We start from the raw sequence: 18,729 nt of genomic DNA on the forward strand, positions 1-18,729 counted from the left end.
TTTATGATATAATCAATCCAATAATGTAAGCCGTAGTGGCTATATTTATTTCAAACAGACTGGAAGCCTGAATTTCTAATTAAAAAGAATAAGTATCAATTCATGGTATTAAGGATGAAAAATCTTATTTTTGCACAATTTTTAACTTAAATCAGGTAACCATGTCATTTATTGAAGATAAAATCCGTTTTGAAGGGCTAACTTATGATGATGTAACTTTGGCCCCGGCCTACTCAGAAATTAACCCCAGAGAGGTGGACTTAACCACGCGCTTCTCAAAAAATATTTTGCTGAGAAGTCCGATCGTTTCAGCAGCCATGGATACCGTTACAGAAGCCCCAATGGCCATTGCCATAGCACGCGAAGGTGGTATTGGCGTAATTCACAAAAACATGACCATCGCCCAGCAAGCCAAACAGGTTAAGATGGTTAAAAGGGCTGAAAACGGAATGATTATCGACCCTATAACCATTAGTAAAGATGGCACTGTTGGTGATGCGCTCAACCTGATGAAAGAATACAAAATTGGTGGTATTCCCGTTGTAGACAACAATAAAACACTTATCGGGATTGTAACAAACCGCGATTTAAGATTTGAAACCATACTGGGTCGCAAAATTGATAAGGTGATGACTTCTGAAAACCTTATCATGACCAAACAAAATATTGACCTGGAAAAAGCTGCCGATATCCTCAAAAAACATAAAATAGAGAAACTACCGGTTGTAGATGAATCCAACAAACTGGTAGGTCTCATTACATACAAAGATATTTTCAAGGCTAAAGACCGCCCCAATGCATGCAAAGACGCTTATGGGAGCCTGCGTGTGGCAGCAGCAATTGGTGTTACCGACGACAGCATGGAGCGGGCCGTAGCACTCGTAAATGCAGGCGTAGATGCCATAATCATCGATACAGCACACGGGCACACCAAAAGTGTAATCGATTTGCTTAAAAAAGCAAAAGCTGAATTTAAAGATATAGACTGGGTAGTTGGTAATATTGGCACTCCTGAAGCAGCTGTTGACCTGATGAAAGCAGGAGCCGACGCCGTAAAAGTAGGTATTGGACCAGGTTCCATCTGCACCACACGTGTTGTTGCCGGAATAGGTGTGCCTCAACTCTCTGCTGTGTATGAAGCAGCCAAAGCGCTCAAGGGTAGTGGCGTTCCGGTAATTGCCGACGGTGGTTTGCGCTATTCAGGCGATGTGGTGAAAGCACTGGCTGGTGGTGCCGACAGTGTAATGGCAGGGTCACTATTTGCCGGAACTGAAGAAGCTCCGGGCGAAACCATCATTTATAACGGGCGAAAATTTAAAGCCTACCGTGGAATGGGTTCAGTAGAAGCAATGAACGAAGGCTCTAAAGACCGTTATTTCCAGGCACAAGAAGACGACATAAAGAAACTTGTACCGGAAGGTATTTCAGGCCGCGTACCCTATAAAGGTACCATTGGTGAAGTTATGTATCAGTTAGTGGGAGGACTCAGAGCAGGCATGGGCTACTGTGGAGCCAAAAACATTGAGACACTCAAAAATGCATCGTTTGTACGCATTACCTCTGCAGGAGTAACTGAAAGCCATCCACACGACATCAGTATAACCCGGGAAGCACCAAATTACAGTCGCTAATTATTAAGCCCAGAGAATAATAAAAATGCAGTTTTTGAGTTATAATGCTGATAAAGACCTTGTTTATTTGTGTTAAAACATGCATAGTGAAACTCACCATCTAAAGGGCTACAAAAAATTAGCCGATATCTTTGGTTGTGTTTCACTTTATTGTTTTCATGCAAAGCAAAACGCAATTAGATTAAAACCACAATATTCAGTCTGTTTTGAGATAATTTTGCGAAAAATTTATGTAGGTTTGACATTCGAAATAAAATAATAAATAGGTTTACAATGAAAAGATTAATGCTAATTCCCATATTATTGATTTTTGCGCTCACCCAATCTCAAGGGCAAAAAGATATTATTTTGCAAATTGATGATGAGCAAATCACACTGGAAGAATTCAAGCGTATTTATTTCAAAAACAATAAAGATTCTGCTCTTACACAAGAATCGCTCGAAGAGTATTTAGAATTGTTTACCAATTTTAAGCTAAAGGTGCACGAAGCAACAAAACTGGGATTGGACCAACAAGATAAATTTATAAAGGAACTGGATTCTTACCGTCAGCAACTGGTTAAACCATACTTAACAGACAGTGCAACCGACGAACAACTAATACGTGAAGCTTATAATAGGATGAAGCACATTGTACGTGCTAAGCATATTTTATTCAAAATACCACAAAAAGCCGCACCGCAAGATACTTTAAAACTATACAACCAGGCTAAAGAAGTTCTGGCGCAACTTAAAAACGGGGCCGATTTCGGGACCATGGCAAAAAAACATTCCATGGACCCATCTGTGCGATACAATAATGGAGACCTGGGGTATTTTTCAGCCTTTAAGATGGTCTACCCGTTCGAAAACGCTGCATTCAATTTAGCGGAAGGAGAAATCAGCGACCTTGTACGCACTAACTTTGGATACCACATTATAAAAGTCACCGATCGCAAAGAGGCGCCCGGCACAGTGGAGGCAGCGCATATTATGATTAGATTACCGCAAACTGCCACACCAGATGCAACCAAAGAGGCCAGGTCCAAAATAGACCAAATATACAGCAAGCTCGAAGCCGGAGGTGATTTTTCAGAATTGGCCAGTCAATACAGCGAAGACCCCCAAACAGCTAAAAAGGGAGGGCAATTACCAAAATTCAGTCCCGGACGCATGCTACCCAATTTTGAAGAAAAAATCTTCAGCCAGGAAGAAGGTCAATATTCAGAACCATTCAGAACAAAGGTGGGCTGGCATATAGTGAAACTGATTTCGAAAGAACCAATAAACTCATTGGAGAAAGAACGTGCAAATATCAAAAGAAAACTTTCAAAAACAGCACGTGCCAATCTTAGCCGAAAAAAGGTAGTTCAGCGACTCAAAAAAGAGTACGACCTGCAATGCAATGATGACGCAATGGCCAAACTATTCAGCAGTATTAACCACGACAGTCTGATGCAAAAAATATGGCACCTGAACGCCAAAATAGATATGGAAGCTCCGCTCTGCTCCTTTGCCAAGGAAAAACTTAAAGTGAATGATTTGGTGCAATACATAAAAAAACACGTGAAGCAACCTAAAAAAGACGCACAAGAATTTTTACTCCGTACAAAAAAGCAGTTTGTCGACAACAGCATTATTCAATATGAAAAAGCCCATTTGGAAGAAAAATATCCCGACTTTGCATGGCTGATGAAAGAATATCACGACGGGATATTACTGTTTAATATTACAGATAGTGTAGTTTGGAAAAAGGCGGTAAAAGATACTGCAGGACTCAAAAAATATTACGCAAACCATAAAGCCGATTACCAATGGGAAAAACGTATGCAGTCCGAAATAATTGAAGTAAGCCCTTCGCATAAACTCAGAAAAACTAAAAGAATCATTCGTAAACATTACAGAAAAGATGAAAAAAGTGCAATAGAGCAAAGCTTGCAAAATGCATTTGAAGATACCACTATTACGGTTATCTTCGATTCAGGCCTCTATGAAAAAGGCACAAACAAATATGTTGATGACACCAACTGGAAAACCGGCCTGCATTTAGCGAGGGAGCTGGACAACAAACAGGTATTTGTATACAATGAAAAAATGCTCGAGCCACAACCCAAAGCATTTGCGGAAATCAGGGGATTAGTAACAGCAGATTACCAGAACTATCTGGAAAAAAAGTGGATAGAGTCCTTACGCGAAAAATATAATGTGCAAGTGCATAAGGAACTACTCAATAAACTATTAAATTAATTGAAATGCGCATTTTTGGGGCAATTATCTTACTCACATTTATATTGGCTTCGTGCCAATATCGCAATGGCGATGAAAATGCTTTGGCTTTATACAAAAGCGAAGCACTGTATTTGTCAGACATTGAACAATCGTTTCCTGAAAATATGGCCAAAGAAGACAGCATGAGGCTGCTGAAGCAAATTGTAGACAACTGGCTCTCACGCCAACTGCTGTACGAAAGGGCTATGGGCCATCAACTTCACGATGAAGACGACATAGCATATAAAGTAGAGCAGTACAAACAAAACCTAATCATCCATCAATATAAATCTCAACTGGTAAGCGAAAAAATAGACACCACCGTTACAATCGAGCAAATTCAGAATTACTACGATAAGCATAGTGACGAGTTCCGGCTGAGAGAAAATATTGCAAGGGTTTATTTTGTGAAATTACCCAAATCTATACCCAATGCCTACAAAGTAAGACAATGGATGCAAAACAGTGAAGATGAGGACAAGCTCATAGAACTCAAGGAATTCTCATATCAAAATGCCCGGTATTACGATTTCGATAACCAATGGATAAACTTCGAATCTCTCAATAAATTTTTACCCGAAAAAGTTGAAAATGAAAAAAACTTTCTGGAACGTTATCGCACTTACCAGAAACGAGACAACCTATACTGGTATTTTCTTCGCATCAATGAATATTTGCTTAAAGGAGATATAGCACCAATGGAATATATCATTCCTGATATCCGACAAATTATATTGAGTAAAAGAAAAATAGACTTTATAAAGAAACTGGAAAACAACCTGAAAAGAGAAGCACAGAACAATAAAAAAATAAAAATCAATATTTAACTTATGTGGAAAAGAGGAACAGCATTATTAATTGCTTTTATAGTTAGCCAGTCGTTTGTATTGGCTCAAGATAAAGTATTGGACGAAGTAGTAGCAATAGTAGGAGACCGCATTATTTTAGATTCTGACATCGAAAAACAGGCTATTCAATATCGCCAACAGGGATATTACAGCGGAGGAAATATAAAATGTGAAATTATTGAGGAACAGTTATACCAAAAATTGCTGCTCAATCAGGCAGAAATAGACAGCATCGAGGTCAGTGAATCGGAGGTAGAATCTGCCATGCAGCAACGCATACAGTATTTTATTTCGCAGCTGGGTTCAGAACAAAAGCTGGAGGAGTTTTATGGTAAAAGCGTTGTAGAAATAAAAGAAGAGTTCAGACCGCTAATTGCAGACCAGATTAAAAGTCAACGGATGCAAACAGAACTTACCAAAGATGTAGATATTACACCAACGGAAGTTCGTAATTTCTACAATCAGATACCCAAAGACAGCCTACCGCTCATCAACACTAAATTTCAAATTCAGCAAATAGTCAAATACCCTGAAATTAGTGAAGTAGAAATACTTGCCGTTAAAGAACGGTTACAAAAATTTAAAGAACGTATCGAAAGCGGAGAACGGTTCGCCACACTTGCAGCACTCTATTCCGAAGATGAAGGCACAGCAGCTAAAGGAGGTAAACTTGGCTATGTTGGGCGTGGCGACCTTGTGCCCGAATTTGCAGCTGTAGCATTTAAACTGGAAAAAGGCCAAATTAGTCATATTGTGAAAACTGAGTACGGATATCACATTATTAAACTAATTGACAGAAAAGGTGAAAAAATAAACTGCAGGCACATTTTATTGAAACCCACAGTTAAACCAAAAAAGAAAATAGCAGCACAGGAATTCCTCGATAGTGTACGCAATGAAATCATCAACGACACCCTGAAATGGGAAGAAGCAGTTAGAATGTACTCACAAGATGAAGACACACGTGCCAATGCAGGACTGTTAATTAATTATCAGGATGGTTCAAGCCAGTTTAAAAAAGACCAAATAGAACCCTCCATCGCCTTTGCCATTAAAGACCTTGAGCCCGGGGATATTTCAAAACCATTTGAAGCAGAAAACGACAAAGGAAAAACACTGTTTAAAATTGTACGCATAAAAGCACGCGTAAAAGCCCATACAGCCAATATGCAAGATGACTATCAGGCTATACAGGAGATGGCTCTGCGTAACAAAAAAGAAGAATTCGTTACAGAATGGATTGAAAAAATACACGAAAACACTTACATACGAATATCAGACAAATACAAAGACTGCTCCTTCAAATACAAATGGTTAAAATAAGTGAAGATGCAATATAAATCAGACAAAGAAGCTGTTGATGCCCTGGGACAATATAACGAAAAACTCGACCAGGAGATTCATAAGGTTATTCTGGGTCAGAAAAAAGTAGTTGAAGATATATTACTCAGCATTTTTAGCGGAGGGCATACCCTTTTGGTAGGAGTACCAGGTCTGGCAAAAACACTATTGGTGAATACTATTGCTCAGGCACTGGGGTTAAACTTTAAGCGTATACAGTTTACACCCGACCTGATGCCTTCCGATATTATCGGGACAGAAATACTGGATGAAAACCGGGCTTTTCGTTTCCTTAAAGGACCCGTTTTTAGTAATATTATTTTGGCTGATGAAATTAACCGTACGCCACCCAAAACACAATCGGCACTTCTGGAAGCAATGCAGGAAAAAGCTGTTACGGCAGCAGGTACCAGTTACCAACTCGAGGAACCATTTTACGTATTAGCCACCCAAAATCCCATAGAACAGGAAGGAACATACCCATTGCCCGAAGCTCAGCTCGACCGTTTTATGTTCAATATAAACCTGGATTATCCGAGTTACGATGATGAAGTAGAAATTGTAAAGGCCACAACCGGCGAAATCAACAACAATATTGAGAAAATAATCGACCGTGAAAGCATTATCTTCTTCCAGAAACTTATCAGACGTGTACCTGTAAATGATAATGTGGTAAAACACGCCGTTTGGCTCACTACACAGTCGCGACCAGGCACGCCCGATGCACACAAAATAACAGATGAATATATCACCTGGGGTGCCGGACCACGAGCTTCGCAATATCTCATCTTGGGAGCTAAAGCCCATGCTGCCCTTCACGGAAAATATTCACCAGATATAGAAGATGTCAATGCTGTAGCTAAACCGGTTTTCCGTCACCGCCTGGTAAAAAACTTCAAAGCAGAAGCTGAGCAAATAAACCTCGATGACATCATTGATGAGCTAATTAAAAATAAAAAATGAACAAAGCAGCTCTTCTGTTAATCGCTTTTACATTATTTAGCAGCATCCAGAGTTTTGCACAAAAAGATACTGCCAAAGCATCGCGTGTTTTGCTGGAAGATGCAGATTACATTGATATCAGTAAGTTTATTGCTCAAAATGCCAAAAGGATTATCGGTAATGTGGAGCTTAGACAGGACGATATTGTCATGTTTTGCGACAGTGCCTATCTTTATGCCAAACTAAACAATTTTAGCGCATTTGGCAATGTACATCTTATAAAAGGCGATTCCATTGAAGTATTCAGCGATACACTTTACTACTTAGGTAATGAGAAAAAATCAAAGTTTCGGGGCAATGTCACCATGCTCGATAAAAATGTAAAGCTGTATACAGACTCGCTCGATTATGATATGCTACGAAATACAGCATACTATTTCAATGGCGGGAAAATTATAGACTCTGCTTCAACTCTTGAAAGCATGCAGGGGCACTATTACACAAACCTTGAAACGTTTTTCTTTAAAGACTCGGTAGTTGTTACCACGGAAAAGTATACCATGCATACCGACACACTTAAGTATCATACCCAAACAAATATGGCCATCTTTAAAGGGCCAACCACTATTGTGAGCGACAGCAATATGCTTTATGCTGAAAGAGGATGGTACGATACAGAACGCGATATAGGGCGCATCAATCAAAATGCACAGTATAAGAACAAAAACCAAACCCTCGACTGCGATACCTTATTCTACAACAGAAATGAAGGCTATGGGGAAGCATTTTCAAACGTAATTATTAAAAGCCTGAAAGACAGCATACATCTCACATCGAATTATGCCTTTTACAATGAAAAAGACGAATCCTCAATAGCCACAGATAGTGCCACGCTAATCCAGATATCAGCATCAGACACGACTTATTTGCATGCAGACACGCTTCACTCCTATGTAGATAGTGCAGATGGCAGTGTGAGAAATATTTTTGCCTATTACAAAGTACAAATGTATAGCGATAACATACAACTCCGTTGCGATTCTATAGCATTTTCTTTTAAAGACAGCATTGTAAGATTATTTGGAAATCCTGTTATTTGGTCAGACAGCAGCCAGCTCAAGGCCAACCTCATGCATTTTCAGATTGTGGATAATGAGTTAGAAAAAATATTCTTAAAAGAAAATGCCATAATAATTTCAGAAAAAGATACCCTGTATTATAATCAAATTAAGGGATTTGAGATAACCGGGAATCTGGAGGCTCACGAATTAAAACATGCAGTTGTAAATCGCCGCAGCGAAACCATCTACTACCTTGAAGAAGATGAAGAAATAAATAGCATGAATAAAACACGCAGCCGACAAATGGAAGTTTATTTTAATAACGGTCAGGTTAACCGGGTAGTGTGGATTAGCGAGCCAAACGGCAAAGTTTTGCCCTTAAGTGATTTAAATGAAGGAAATATGTTCTTCAATGAATTTGAATGGCTCGACTACTTAAGACCAAAAAAACTTGAGGATATTTATCATTGGAAACCGTATGTACCTAAAAGGTAAACGGGAAATTAATACTCATCTTCATTAAAAAAGAAATCGTCTTTGCTTGGATAATCGGGCCAAATATCATCAATACTTTCATAAACCTCTCCTTCATCTTCCAATTCCTGCAAATTCTCAATAACCTCCATCGGGGCACCCGACCGCATAGCATAATCAATCAACTCATCCTTGGCTGCGGGCCAGGGAGCGTCTTCAAGTTTCGATGCTAACTCAAGGGTCCAATACATAGCATAACAATTTTTAAAGTTTCTCTAAAGGCGTGCAAATATAAAAAATAATCGATATCACAACACCAAAAAACACGATTCTATACGTTTTTATTCTAATAATTTGAAAATAACCTTACAATTAGCTTATTTTCAATACCTTGGAGACCAGGGAATTTCTTTTGCTTTATAATCTTTTGATAATTTCCGGCTCAACACAAACAAGTAATCTGATAAACGATTCAAATACTTGATAACCATACGTGCACCGGCAAATTCTTCCTGCACCTGTAAAGCCAGGCGCTCTGCTCTCCTGCATACACATCTTGCTACATGTGTTTCAGATACGGTAGGGTGTCCCCCGGGTAAAACAAAAGAAGTCAGCTCTGGCAATTTTTCATCCATCTTATCCATTTCTTTTTCCAGAAAAACGATATCCGTGCTGTACATCTCCGGCATCTTCACATCGCAATTGTCGCAGTCAGTAGCCATAATTGCCGCACATGTCATTAACCTGTCTTGTATCTCAATTAATGATTCCTGTGTGTGTTTATCAATTTTTTTAAAATCACGAATCATGCCTATATGGGCAATTAATTCATCAATTGTCCCGTAAGCCTCAATTCTTAAATGGTACTTAGGCACCCTTTTTCCACCTATGAGTGCAGTTGTGCCGTCATCGCCGGTTTTGGTATATACCTTCATTGCTTTATAATTTTTCCGATGCGATTGTTATTCTTTTTAATTCTTCTTCGATTGAAGCTTATATTTAGTTTCAATTTTTCTTAAATAAATAGCCTGATTTCTCTTTTATCGCATCTATTCAATTTTTCTTTGAAATTACGTACACATAGATAAACTAAATGTTCGAAACAACAGAACATAACTGCAACTTTTTCTAATTTTTTCGATAGGGTGCGCAACCTAAAACCTGACAGTAAAATGTTCTTTAGCCTGCGACCCGTACAAAAATACCAGTCCCAAACGGTATAAATCGATGGTAACGGTCACAGAAGGATGATTTTGTATCGCCTTCCAGGCTTTGGTCATGCCTGGAGACCAATAAATGTCGTCTACTACAATCACCCCATTTTTATTCAGCAAAGGAATAAGCATTTCAAAATATTGTATTGTGGGTTTATATGCATGATCGCCATCCATAAAAACCATATCAAAACGGGAGTCATATTTGGAAAATCTACCAAGAATATCGATAAAGCGCTCATTTTCAATGGCAATATTTGAAATACCCCACTTCGAAAACATACTAAGTGCAAACTGATAACGATCGTAATTTCCTTCTACAGTATGCACCATCACTTGCTCCTTACCTCTTGCCAGGCAGGCGCTTGTAAGTCCGCAACATGTTCCAAGCTCCAATACACTTTCTAAACTCAAATAATGGGTCAGTTTCACAAGCAAGCGGATATATTTTTCCGGTAAGCCACTTCTGCGTGCAAGTCTTCCTGCCCTAATGTATTGGGCATCTTTAATTTTTGAACCTTCGCCTTTATTTCCTTCAGATAGCAGTAAAGTTTTGCGCTCAAGCTCCTTTCGCATTTCTCCAATCCACCTGTATTGATTTACCCGCCCCTTAGATTGCATAAAAACCTCTCTTATGAGGCCATAAACAAAAGGTGAGTGGATGCCATAACCTTTTTTGTGTCTGGAGCTTAAATAGTAATTAAAACCGTTTGAAAATTGATGCAAAAACCAACCCAACTTCATATCAATCCTTATTTGAATGTAACCATAAATTTAAAGCAATTTACGATCCGCAAAACATAATTTTTAGAATGTATTCATCAAATTACAGTTTATAAGAAAATTTCATGATTTTTATCAATTTTTACAAACGAGATTATTAACAATGTGAATTAATTATCCATATTTTTTAATACAAAATAGAAAATCGCTGTATAACCACTTTCATTTTAATGGTATTCCTATATTTGCCTTTGAGCCATGGCTATGAAAATAAAAAACAATTACATATATCGCACTCTGCTGATCCTACTAAGCATGGTATTGATAGGCTATTCTGCCTGGTCTGGATACAGGGTTCATACTATTACAGCTACCAGAACTGAGTTAAAAACCACCTATAGCCAAATAAATGACATTTACTACGGTCTACTTTCGGTAGAAGCCTGGGAAAAACAGGTGAAAAAATCGTGCAACGTCAAATAAGCAATTTCGAGCTGAGCCAGGAACAACTAGAATTATTTCGTGCAAAAATAATCATAATGGAATTCTGGCTATAAAAAAACAGCAATAGCCTTTAACTGACTATTGCTGAATATATTTTTTATGAATTACAGGTATTGTCAATAGAAACAATATGGATTTATTTCACAATAATTCGTCTTACCACATTTATAGCATCTGTTTTCATTCTTACAATATACACACCAGGGTATTCAAAACTATATTGAAGTGATCCGTATATCTGTTTTGTATCTATAAGTTTACCTGTCATGTTATAAAACTGTACAATTCCTTTATAATCAGAATTTATAATTATATCTGAACGTGTGGGATTAGGATGCACTTGAAACCCATTCAATCCAGGATCCTTAATATCTGTCATGGATACTACCACAACAGTATCATTATAACTAATGGTTACCGAACCCTCACTCGGATCAAGGCTCTCTGATGTAATTGTATAATTATAATTGCCATTTATAACTTCAAAAACAGCCATTCCGCTACTATCTGTATTTAACTCAAGGGAGTCAAGTACAACAGAAGCCTCCGATATTGGGTTTTCATTAAAAATAACCGAAAAAGCAAGATCATGATATTGTAAAAGTTCCAATTCAATAAATTCATTCTCTCCCTGTATTGTAATTGAATCGTAAAATGTTTGATGGTCATCTTTTCCGATTTCCAATAAGTATTCCCCATTTGGAAGCATTACGTTTGCAACTCCATCAGCATCGGTATTCGTTGTTTCACCACCTATGGTCAAATAAGCATTTTCTACATTCTGGGCTCCATAACTAATATGAGCAACCAATTCATACATTACTGGTTGTAATATCACAGTAGAATCTAAAGGTGCGCCATCTACTATTATTTCGCCACTATATTTTTGATACTCATCCGCAAAAACCTCAAAATTCCACGACCCATCTGATGCCTCAATGGTAGCAAGTCCGCTAGAATCCGTTATAGCCATTTCTCCTTCTAATGAAACCTGGGCCCCAAAAACTGGCTGGCCCATAGTATTTTGTACTGTAAATGTTACATTGTATAGAGGTGCTTCATTTAAAACTATATTGATTGTGGTATCATTTGAAGTCATATTTAGCGTATCAATGTAGGCCTCATATCCTAATTTGGTAATCTGGAATGGGTAAGCTCCTTCATTAATTGATAAAGAGTCCATACCTAAACTATCTGTGACCAGTTCCTGGTTATAAATACTAATCTTCGCACCATATACAGGTGTTCCAGCATGAATTACATTAAATACAACTTTGCCAGGATAAAAATCATAATTATGTGAACCCAAATGACTCCAGTTATTATCTATATTAGTCGTATCCCATCCTATTGAATCCCATTGCACTGAAGGATCAAAAGAATCGGGGTTTACTGTTATGCCCTGAGTTACAGAAGGCTTTCTTACCAATCTGTTTTGCGAAGTCCATGACAACCAATAGTAATCTCCAGCCTGATAGTTTAATGAATCTTCATCGCACCAACCTTCGCCCGGATCCTGACCAATTACACCAATTAAATCAACCGGTGTTGAACCATCTTTTACAAGTACAATGGCATCGTCACCATTGAAGTACATAGGTGAAGGATATACGCCCGGACCGGTCATATCCGCCATTTCGTACAAGGTTGTATCGACATGACCATACACATTAGGCTCAATTTGACCATTGGTTATAATGATTGTGGAATAAGGAGGTATAATATTAGGGCCATCAATTAATTGAATGGGTAATTGATCGCTGGGGTTCGTTGCTCCATTGCCAAAACGCCAAATTTCATAATTATCCAGGTTGATGGTATCTGGTGTTGGATTAAATATTTCCAGGGCTTTATTTTGCGATGTACCTTCTAAATACTCTGAGAAAAAGAGATCATCTCCTGATTGCGCAATTAGCCCGTTTCCTATACAAAACAGGGCAATTGTAATAATAAGTTGTTTCATTTTTTTTGAAATAAAGATAACAATTAGTAAACAAAACCAAATCTTTTTTTTAAAATTTATGGGTTATATTTGTAAAAGATCACGTATGAGAACAAGTAATAAATACATTTACAATATTCTGATGGTTTTTATCGGCTTGCTCATGATATCATACGCAGCCTGGTCCGGGCACAATGTCTATCGAATAACAGCAGAGCACACACAACTCAAAACGGAATATAGTTATGTGAACGACATATATTATGGTTTACTTTCGGTAGAAGCCTGGGAAAAACAGATAAAAAAAATTGTACAGAAACAAATTTCAGCTTTTGAGCTGACAGATGAACAGCTCGAGGTTTTTCGGGAAGAGATTAACAAGGTAATAGAGTCCATTATCAGCAAAGCTGAAAAAATGGTACAAACCGAAGACAAAGGCTGGCGGGGCAAACTGCGCAAACTGGCGGTCAATACCTTTGTAGACATGGACCAGTTGCGCGAAAAAGTCCCGGAATTTACAGACGCAATATTAAATATCCTCACCAGACCGGAAAACATAGCCAGACTAAAGTCTATGGCTAATGCAAAACTCAGCGAAATGTCCGGTGAGACCTATGACAATAGACTTGAAAATGAGTTGAATGCAGTTTATCTGGCTCATGGCGTTACCACAAAAAAAGCTTTTAATCGCAAAATACAACGGGAATCAACCAAATTACATAAAGAGGCCTACGCCCATGGACGGATAATGGTGCTTGTGGTTGTAATTTTTTTGATGCTCTGGTTCTTTGTCTGCAAAAAAACATACCTGCACCGCACATACCTTAGCATGGCGGCGCTGTTAGCTCTAATTATATTGTTTACGGGCGTCAATACACCTATGCTCGAGATAGATGCCCGCATAACAAATATAGACTTTACATTACTCGGAGAGCATATTTCTTTTGAGGAGCAAATGATTTTTTACCAGAGTAAAAGCATTTTAGATGTTGTAACACTTCTTTTGCAAAGCAAGCCGCTGGATTCAATTGTAGTAGGATTACTCATTCTAACTTTCAGCGTTTTGCTACCTGTTTCAAAAATCATTTCATTGATTCTGTATCTATTCAGTAAAAAAATCAGGAAACTCAAAGCGGTCAACTGGCTTACATTTTGGTCAGGTAAATGGTCTATGGCCGATGTAATGGTGGTAGCCATTTTTATGAGTTATGTAGCTTTTGATGGCATTATGGAAAGTCAACTCAGACACATAAACAGGGAAACAGAAGCTGTTAAGGCCCTCACCACAAATAATACCGGACTTCAGGCAGGTTTCTTCATATTTGTTACATATGTATTCTTTTCCATGCTCTTATCAACAATACTGAAGAGTGTAGTTAAAATAAAAAAGTAGAAAGTGCCCGAGCGCAGCAATTACCAAAGCGCGATAAACCAGTCGAGCACACCGTACATCTTAAGGGCACTCGCAATAAGTACAACCATGAGCAGGTAACGTATAAAGGCTGCTCCTATGCGCCTTGCATAGCGCGAAGCAAAAAAAGCCCCGGTCATATTTCCTGCCGCCAACACCAGGCCAGCCTCCCAGTTTACCAGGTCGTTCCATATAAATATTGCAAGGGCCAGTGGCGTATAAACTAAAACGATAAAAACTTTTGCGGCATTGGCTTTTACCAACTCATGCCCTACTCCCATCACAAGACCTGCCAATAAAAACAGCCCGACACCTGCCTGAATAAAACCGCCATACAATCCAATAAAAAAGAAAATCAGCAGTTGCCATCCTATATGTAATCCTTTTGCTTCGGGAGCTTTTCCTTTAATCCATGCAGAAGGTTTAAATATGAGTAAAAAAAACATAAGCACCAGTAGCGATGCTATGGTATATTCCAGGTATTTCTCATTAATTTCCACAGCGATAAAGGCACCAATAACAGCGCCGACCAGAGCCGCAATGGCAATGGGCCAGGTATCTTTAAACGAAAGCATGCGCTGCTGCCTAAAGTTCCTAACGGCCACTATATTCTGCAAGATAATGGCTACCCGGTTAGTAGCATTGGCCACGCTTGCCGGCAAACCCAGGAAAATAAGCATGGGTAAAACCAACATACTCCCGCTCGCTGCAAGCACATTAATGAAGCCTGCCATAAGGCCAACACCTGCTATCAATATGTAATCTAAAAATTCCATGGTCAAAATTTGATGTCAAAGATATAAAAACAGCAGACCCATATTAACTGTTTAATCCAGTAATTCTGCCTGCAGCACATGCTCGTCAAAAACGGTATAATATCCCCTTTCGCAAAAAATAATTCCTTCATCTTCCATTTCGGAGATGCAGCGTGCAAGCGATGGTCGGGCTACCCCAAAAAGTTCAGCCATTGCAGTCTGCGACATTTTCGCATGAAAAGGCTCCCCTTGCGCCTCCATCCTGTCCAATAAAAAATGTGCAAGTTTTTGCCTGATGGTATTGAATGACATAAACTTTACTTTATCAGAAAGAAACTGCGCACGCGTGGAGATTATATTAATGTAATTGCCCAATAATGTCTCTGATTGCATCAGCATATGCTGAAAACCAGACTTCGGGATATATAAAAGCTTACAATCTGTTACTGCTGTGACATTTACCGGAATTTGTTGTTTCTCCCCATACATAAACGCAGAGGCAAGTGTCTGCGGGGCAATGGCATCCTCAATTTTTAAAGCTTTGCCCGAAGGGTCAAGCATTTCTGCAGCAATTTTCCCTGCCATCAGCACGATAAGCTTATCTACCGGATCGCCTGACTGAAATATTAAACAGCCTTTTTCGAAACTTCGCACCTGATATATTGAACTATTCAATAGCTCCGCCAACAAATCAGACTCAATACCCTTAAAAACAGGGGTTTTTTGAAGTATGGAAATAATTTCTTCCATTTTTTTGCCCGAATTTACTAAAAAATATGCGGGATGTAACAAATGTGACAGCATTTCAGACAAAGACCTCCTATTTTTGTATCAGAAAACATTAGGAATACCAACCAACTAATAAAATAGAAGAATGAAGCGAACAATGATACATATAGATGAGGACAAATGCAACGGATGTGGTGCATGTGTTCCCAACTGCCACGAAGGAGCTTTACAAATAATAGATGGTAAAGCAAGGCTCATAAGTGATTTGATGTGCGACGGACTGGGTGCCTGTATAGGGCATTGCCCCCTAGGAGCCATTGAGCTTGAAGAAAGAGAAGCAGCGCCATACGACGAAATTGCCGTTATGGAGCAAATGGCCCCTAAAGGTTATAATACCATTAAAGCCCACCTGATTCACATGAAAGAACACAAAGAATTTGGATATATGAAACAGGGCATCAAATGGTTGAAAGAAAATCAAAATAAAATTGACTTTGACCTGCAAGGCCTCATCGAAGAAGTGCATAATCATGGCCAGGCCGTAGAGCCACAAAAAATAAAAACACCTCATCAAGGTGGCTGCCCCGGTTCTCAATCCATGAGTTTTAAATCCGATATGCGCATGGCTTCAACACAGCAACCTACTGCAGAAAAACAATATGGAGCCAGCGCACTTCAGCAGTGGCCCGTTCAGCTGCATTTGCTCAATCCAATGGCCGAATATATGCAAAATGCCGACCTGCTTGTAGCAGCAGACTGTACTGCATTTAGCATGGGTGATTTTCATAAACACCTTGAAGGTAAATCATTAGCTATTGCATGCCCCAAACTCGATCATGGCAAAGAAACCTATATTGAAAAACTGCGCATGATGATCGATGAAGCAAAAATCAATACCATTACAGTAATGATGATGGAAGTACCTTGCTGCGGTGGCTTGCTCAGCATTATACAAGCAGCCCTTGCACAGTCCAAAAGATATGTGCCGGTTAAAGTGTTGATGGTAAGCATCCGGGGCGAAGTTATATCGGAAGAGTGGGCTCCACCGGTCAATCAAAATATAAAAGCAACAATTTAAAAATAAACTAAAGAACCTATAAAAACTTACAATTATGGAAAAAATGTTTTGTTTTCAATGTCAGGAAGCTGCAAAAGGTACCGGATGTACCGTACGCGGCGTATGTGGAAAAGACGATGAAATAGCGAAATTGCAGGATCTGCTCATGCACATGATAAAAGGTATTGGCGTGTACATGGAAAATGTGCCTGCTGATGCCAGTGGCCGTGAAAAGGTTGACTATTTTATGATTTATGGAATTTTCACAACCATCACCAATGCCAATTTCGATAGAAAAGTATTCAACAGACTGATTAAAGAAGCTGCTGAAAAACGCGAAATGGCTGCCAAACTAGCTGAAAAGCATAATGTTATGCCTACAGAATTGCCCGATTGTGCCACATGGCAACCCGATGATGAATCTAAATTTCTTGCTAAAGCCGCGAATGTGGGTGTACTGAGCACAGAAAACGAAGATATTCGATCATTGCGCGAATTGACAACCTATGGAGTTAAAGGTATAGCTGCTTATGCACAACATGCCTGGGTTTTGGGTCACAAAGATCCGGAAATTAGTCAGTTTATGCACAAAGCAATGGCTGCTACAACCAAAGATCTTCCAGCCGATGAACTTACAGGACTTGTGCTGGAAACTGGCTCCAATGGCGTAAAAACCATGGCCTTGCTCGATAAAGCCAATACATCAGCATATGGTAATCCGGAAATGACAAAAGTGAATATTGGTGTGCGCAACAACCCGGGTATCCTTATCAGTGGGCACGACCTCAAAGATATGGAGCAGTTGCTGAAACAAACCGAAGGAACAGGTGTGGACGTTTATACACACAGCGAAATGTTACCGGCCAACTACTATCCTGAATTCAAAAAATACGATCACTTTGTGGGTAACTACGGAAACTCATGGTGGAAACAAGATAAGGAATTTGCCAGCTTCAATGGCCCAATCCTGATGACCACCAACTGTATTACTCCACCCAAAGAATCTTACAAAGACCGTGTGTATACTACAGGCGCAGCAGGATTTGACGGCGTAAAACACATTCAGGATACTGAACACAAAGATTTCTCGGCCATCATTGAGCATGCCAAAAAATGTGAGTCACCCGTAGAGATAGAAACAGGCGAAATTGTTGGTGGATTTGCCCATCACCAGGTATTGCAATTGGCCGATAAAGTTGTAGATGCAGTAAAATCTGGCGCTATCAATAAATTTGTTGTGATGGCAGGATGCGATGGACGCATGAAACCGCGCGAATACTACACAGATTTTGCCGACCAACTGCCGGAAGATAATGTAATTCTCACAGCAGGTTGCGCAAAATACCGCTACAACAAACTTGAGCTGGGCGATATTGGTGGCATACCACGCTTGTTAGATGCCGGCCAGTGCAACGACTCTTATTCGCTTGCCATGATAGCCCTTAAGCTGAAAGAGGTATTTGAATTGGAAGATATCAACGACCTGCCAATTGTATACAATATTGCCTGGTACGAGCAAAAAGCAGTAATTGTATTGCTGGCGCTACTAAGCCTGGGTGTGAAAGATATCCACTTAGGACCCACATTACCTGCTTTCCTTTCACCAAATGTGGCCAACGTATTGATTGAAAAGTTTGGCATAAGTGGTATCAGCACGGTAGAAGAAGATATGAAAACGATGATAAGTGCATAATAGTTAAGCAAATTGAATATTTGGAAAGACAAGGGGAGGTGTATCCTCTTGTCTTTTTTTATTTCAAAAGGCAGTCAGCATAAAACGTTCTGATTATTTCTGCTGCCTTTTTTACATTGACACCATTTTATTGCTTTTTATAATTTATTTGTAACTT

Annotated in this window: 15 protein-coding genes; 9 read left to right on the forward strand and 6 right to left on the reverse strand. The window is 39.2% G+C overall.

Translation table 11 applies throughout. The features are described 5' to 3' along the window. Positions 1–161 precede the first annotated feature (161 nt). The 6 genes from guaB (at position 162) to ACTB0Y_RS15400 (ending at position 8,565) form a co-directional block, all read left to right on the forward strand. The gene (guaB, locus tag ACTB0Y_RS15375; protein WP_463207719.1) at positions 162–1,631 is read left to right on the forward strand and encodes an IMP dehydrogenase; all 1,470 of its coding nucleotides are present in this window, start codon (positions 162–164) and stop codon (positions 1,629–1,631) included. 273 nt (positions 1,632–1,904) lie between these two features. Further along, the gene (locus tag ACTB0Y_RS15380; protein WP_463207720.1) at positions 1,905–3,857 is read left to right on the forward strand and encodes a peptidylprolyl isomerase; all 1,953 of its coding nucleotides are present in this window, start codon (positions 1,905–1,907) and stop codon (positions 3,855–3,857) included. 5 nt (positions 3,858–3,862) lie between these two features. Beyond that, entirely contained in the window at positions 3,863–4,705 is an 843-nt protein-coding gene (locus ACTB0Y_RS15385) for a hypothetical protein (protein WP_463207721.1), read from the forward strand. A 3-nt stretch (positions 4,706–4,708) separates the two neighbouring features. Next, positions 4,709–6,049: a peptidylprolyl isomerase gene (locus ACTB0Y_RS15390; RefSeq protein WP_463207722.1), complete on the forward strand. Its 1,341-nt coding sequence runs from the start codon at positions 4,709–4,711 to the stop codon at positions 6,047–6,049. Between the two features lie 6 nt (positions 6,050–6,055). Beyond that, positions 6,056–7,030: an AAA family ATPase gene (locus ACTB0Y_RS15395; protein ID WP_463207723.1), complete on the forward strand. Its 975-nt coding sequence runs from the start codon at positions 6,056–6,058 to the stop codon at positions 7,028–7,030. Further along, the gene (locus tag ACTB0Y_RS15400; RefSeq protein ID WP_463207724.1) at positions 7,027–8,565 is read left to right on the forward strand and encodes an OstA-like protein; all 1,539 of its coding nucleotides are present in this window, start codon (positions 7,027–7,029) and stop codon (positions 8,563–8,565) included. Before ACTB0Y_RS15395 ends, ACTB0Y_RS15400 begins: the two co-directional genes overlap by 4 nt. A gap of 8 nt (positions 8,566–8,573) precedes the next feature. Here the strand turns inward: ACTB0Y_RS15400 and ACTB0Y_RS15405 are convergent, their stop codons facing one another. The 4 genes from ACTB0Y_RS15405 to ACTB0Y_RS15420 form a co-directional block, all read right to left on the reverse strand. Continuing rightward, on the reverse strand, positions 8,574–8,795 hold the full coding sequence (locus ACTB0Y_RS15405; protein WP_463207725.1) for a DUF2795 domain-containing protein: 222 nt from the start codon (positions 8,793–8,795) through the stop codon (positions 8,574–8,576). Positions 8,796–8,927: 132 nt separating this feature from the next. Next, entirely contained in the window at positions 8,928–9,479 is a 552-nt protein-coding gene (locus tag ACTB0Y_RS15410; protein ID WP_463207726.1) for a cob(I)yrinic acid a,c-diamide adenosyltransferase, read from the reverse strand. 219 nt (positions 9,480–9,698) lie between these two features. After that, positions 9,699–10,502, reverse strand: a complete 804-nt coding sequence (locus ACTB0Y_RS15415; protein ID WP_463207727.1) for an O-methyltransferase — start codon at positions 10,500–10,502, stop codon at positions 9,699–9,701. A 619-nt stretch (positions 10,503–11,121) separates the two neighbouring features. Further along, complete coding sequence (locus ACTB0Y_RS15420) at positions 11,122–12,948, reverse strand: lamin tail domain-containing protein (RefSeq protein ID WP_463207728.1); 1,827 nt, start codon at positions 12,946–12,948, stop codon at positions 11,122–11,124. Positions 12,949–13,033: 85 nt separating this feature from the next. Between ACTB0Y_RS15420 and ACTB0Y_RS15425 the strand changes: the two genes are divergently transcribed. Continuing rightward, positions 13,034–14,320, forward strand: a complete 1,287-nt coding sequence (locus tag ACTB0Y_RS15425) for a paraquat-inducible protein A (RefSeq protein WP_463207729.1) — start codon at positions 13,034–13,036, stop codon at positions 14,318–14,320. A gap of 20 nt (positions 14,321–14,340) precedes the next feature. Here the strand turns inward: ACTB0Y_RS15425 and ACTB0Y_RS15430 are convergent, their stop codons facing one another. After that, entirely contained in the window at positions 14,341–15,114 is a 774-nt protein-coding gene (locus ACTB0Y_RS15430) for a sulfite exporter TauE/SafE family protein (RefSeq protein WP_463207730.1), read from the reverse strand. A gap of 51 nt (positions 15,115–15,165) precedes the next feature. Next, positions 15,166–15,843 (reverse strand): Crp/Fnr family transcriptional regulator, encoded by a 678-nt coding sequence (locus ACTB0Y_RS15435; protein WP_463207731.1) that lies wholly within the window; start codon positions 15,841–15,843, stop codon positions 15,166–15,168. 124 nt (positions 15,844–15,967) lie between these two features. On the opposite strand from ACTB0Y_RS15435, the gene ACTB0Y_RS15440 reads away from it, so the two are divergent. Together ACTB0Y_RS15440 and hcp are read left to right on the forward strand one after the other, a co-directional pair. Further along, on the forward strand, positions 15,968–16,900 hold the full coding sequence (locus ACTB0Y_RS15440) for an ATP-binding protein (protein ID WP_463207732.1): 933 nt from the start codon (positions 15,968–15,970) through the stop codon (positions 16,898–16,900). Between the two features lie 34 nt (positions 16,901–16,934). Beyond that, on the forward strand, positions 16,935–18,572 hold the full coding sequence (gene hcp / locus ACTB0Y_RS15445) for a hydroxylamine reductase (protein ID WP_463207733.1): 1,638 nt from the start codon (positions 16,935–16,937) through the stop codon (positions 18,570–18,572). Positions 18,573–18,729 lie beyond the last annotated feature (157 nt).

Source organism: Salinivirga sp., assembly GCF_055145285.1.

Bases quoted from the DNA above. Each gene is read 5' to 3' on its own strand.
- ACTB0Y_RS15430 (WP_463207730.1), bottom strand. From the start codon at position 15,114: ATGGAATTTTTAGATTACATATTGATAGCAGGTGTTGGCCTTATGGCA.
- ACTB0Y_RS15390 (WP_463207722.1), top strand. From the start codon at position 4,709: ATGTGGAAAAGAGGAACAGCATTATTAATTGCTTTTATAGTTAGCCAG.
- ACTB0Y_RS15435 (WP_463207731.1), bottom strand. From the start codon at position 15,843: ATGGAAGAAATTATTTCCATACTTCAAAAAACCCCTGTTTTTAAGGGT.
- ACTB0Y_RS15385 (WP_463207721.1), top strand. From the start codon at position 3,863: ATGCGCATTTTTGGGGCAATTATCTTACTCACATTTATATTGGCTTCG.
- ACTB0Y_RS15400 (WP_463207724.1), top strand. From the start codon at position 7,027: ATGAACAAAGCAGCTCTTCTGTTAATCGCTTTTACATTATTTAGCAGC.
- ACTB0Y_RS15380 (WP_463207720.1), top strand. From the start codon at position 1,905: ATGAAAAGATTAATGCTAATTCCCATATTATTGATTTTTGCGCTCACC.
- ACTB0Y_RS15405 (WP_463207725.1), bottom strand. From the start codon at position 8,795: ATGTATTGGACCCTTGAGTTAGCATCGAAACTTGAAGACGCTCCCTGG.
- ACTB0Y_RS15440 (WP_463207732.1), top strand. From the start codon at position 15,968: ATGAAGCGAACAATGATACATATAGATGAGGACAAATGCAACGGATGT.
- guaB (WP_463207719.1), top strand. From the start codon at position 162: ATGTCATTTATTGAAGATAAAATCCGTTTTGAAGGGCTAACTTATGAT.
- ACTB0Y_RS15415 (WP_463207727.1), bottom strand. From the start codon at position 10,502: ATGAAGTTGGGTTGGTTTTTGCATCAATTTTCAAACGGTTTTAATTAC.
- ACTB0Y_RS15410 (WP_463207726.1), bottom strand. From the start codon at position 9,479: ATGAAGGTATATACCAAAACCGGCGATGACGGCACAACTGCACTCATA.
- ACTB0Y_RS15420 (WP_463207728.1), bottom strand. From the start codon at position 12,948: ATGAAACAACTTATTATTACAATTGCCCTGTTTTGTATAGGAAACGGG.
- ACTB0Y_RS15425 (WP_463207729.1), top strand. From the start codon at position 13,034: ATGAGAACAAGTAATAAATACATTTACAATATTCTGATGGTTTTTATC.
- hcp (WP_463207733.1), top strand. From the start codon at position 16,935: ATGGAAAAAATGTTTTGTTTTCAATGTCAGGAAGCTGCAAAAGGTACC.
- ACTB0Y_RS15395 (WP_463207723.1), top strand. From the start codon at position 6,056: ATGCAATATAAATCAGACAAAGAAGCTGTTGATGCCCTGGGACAATAT.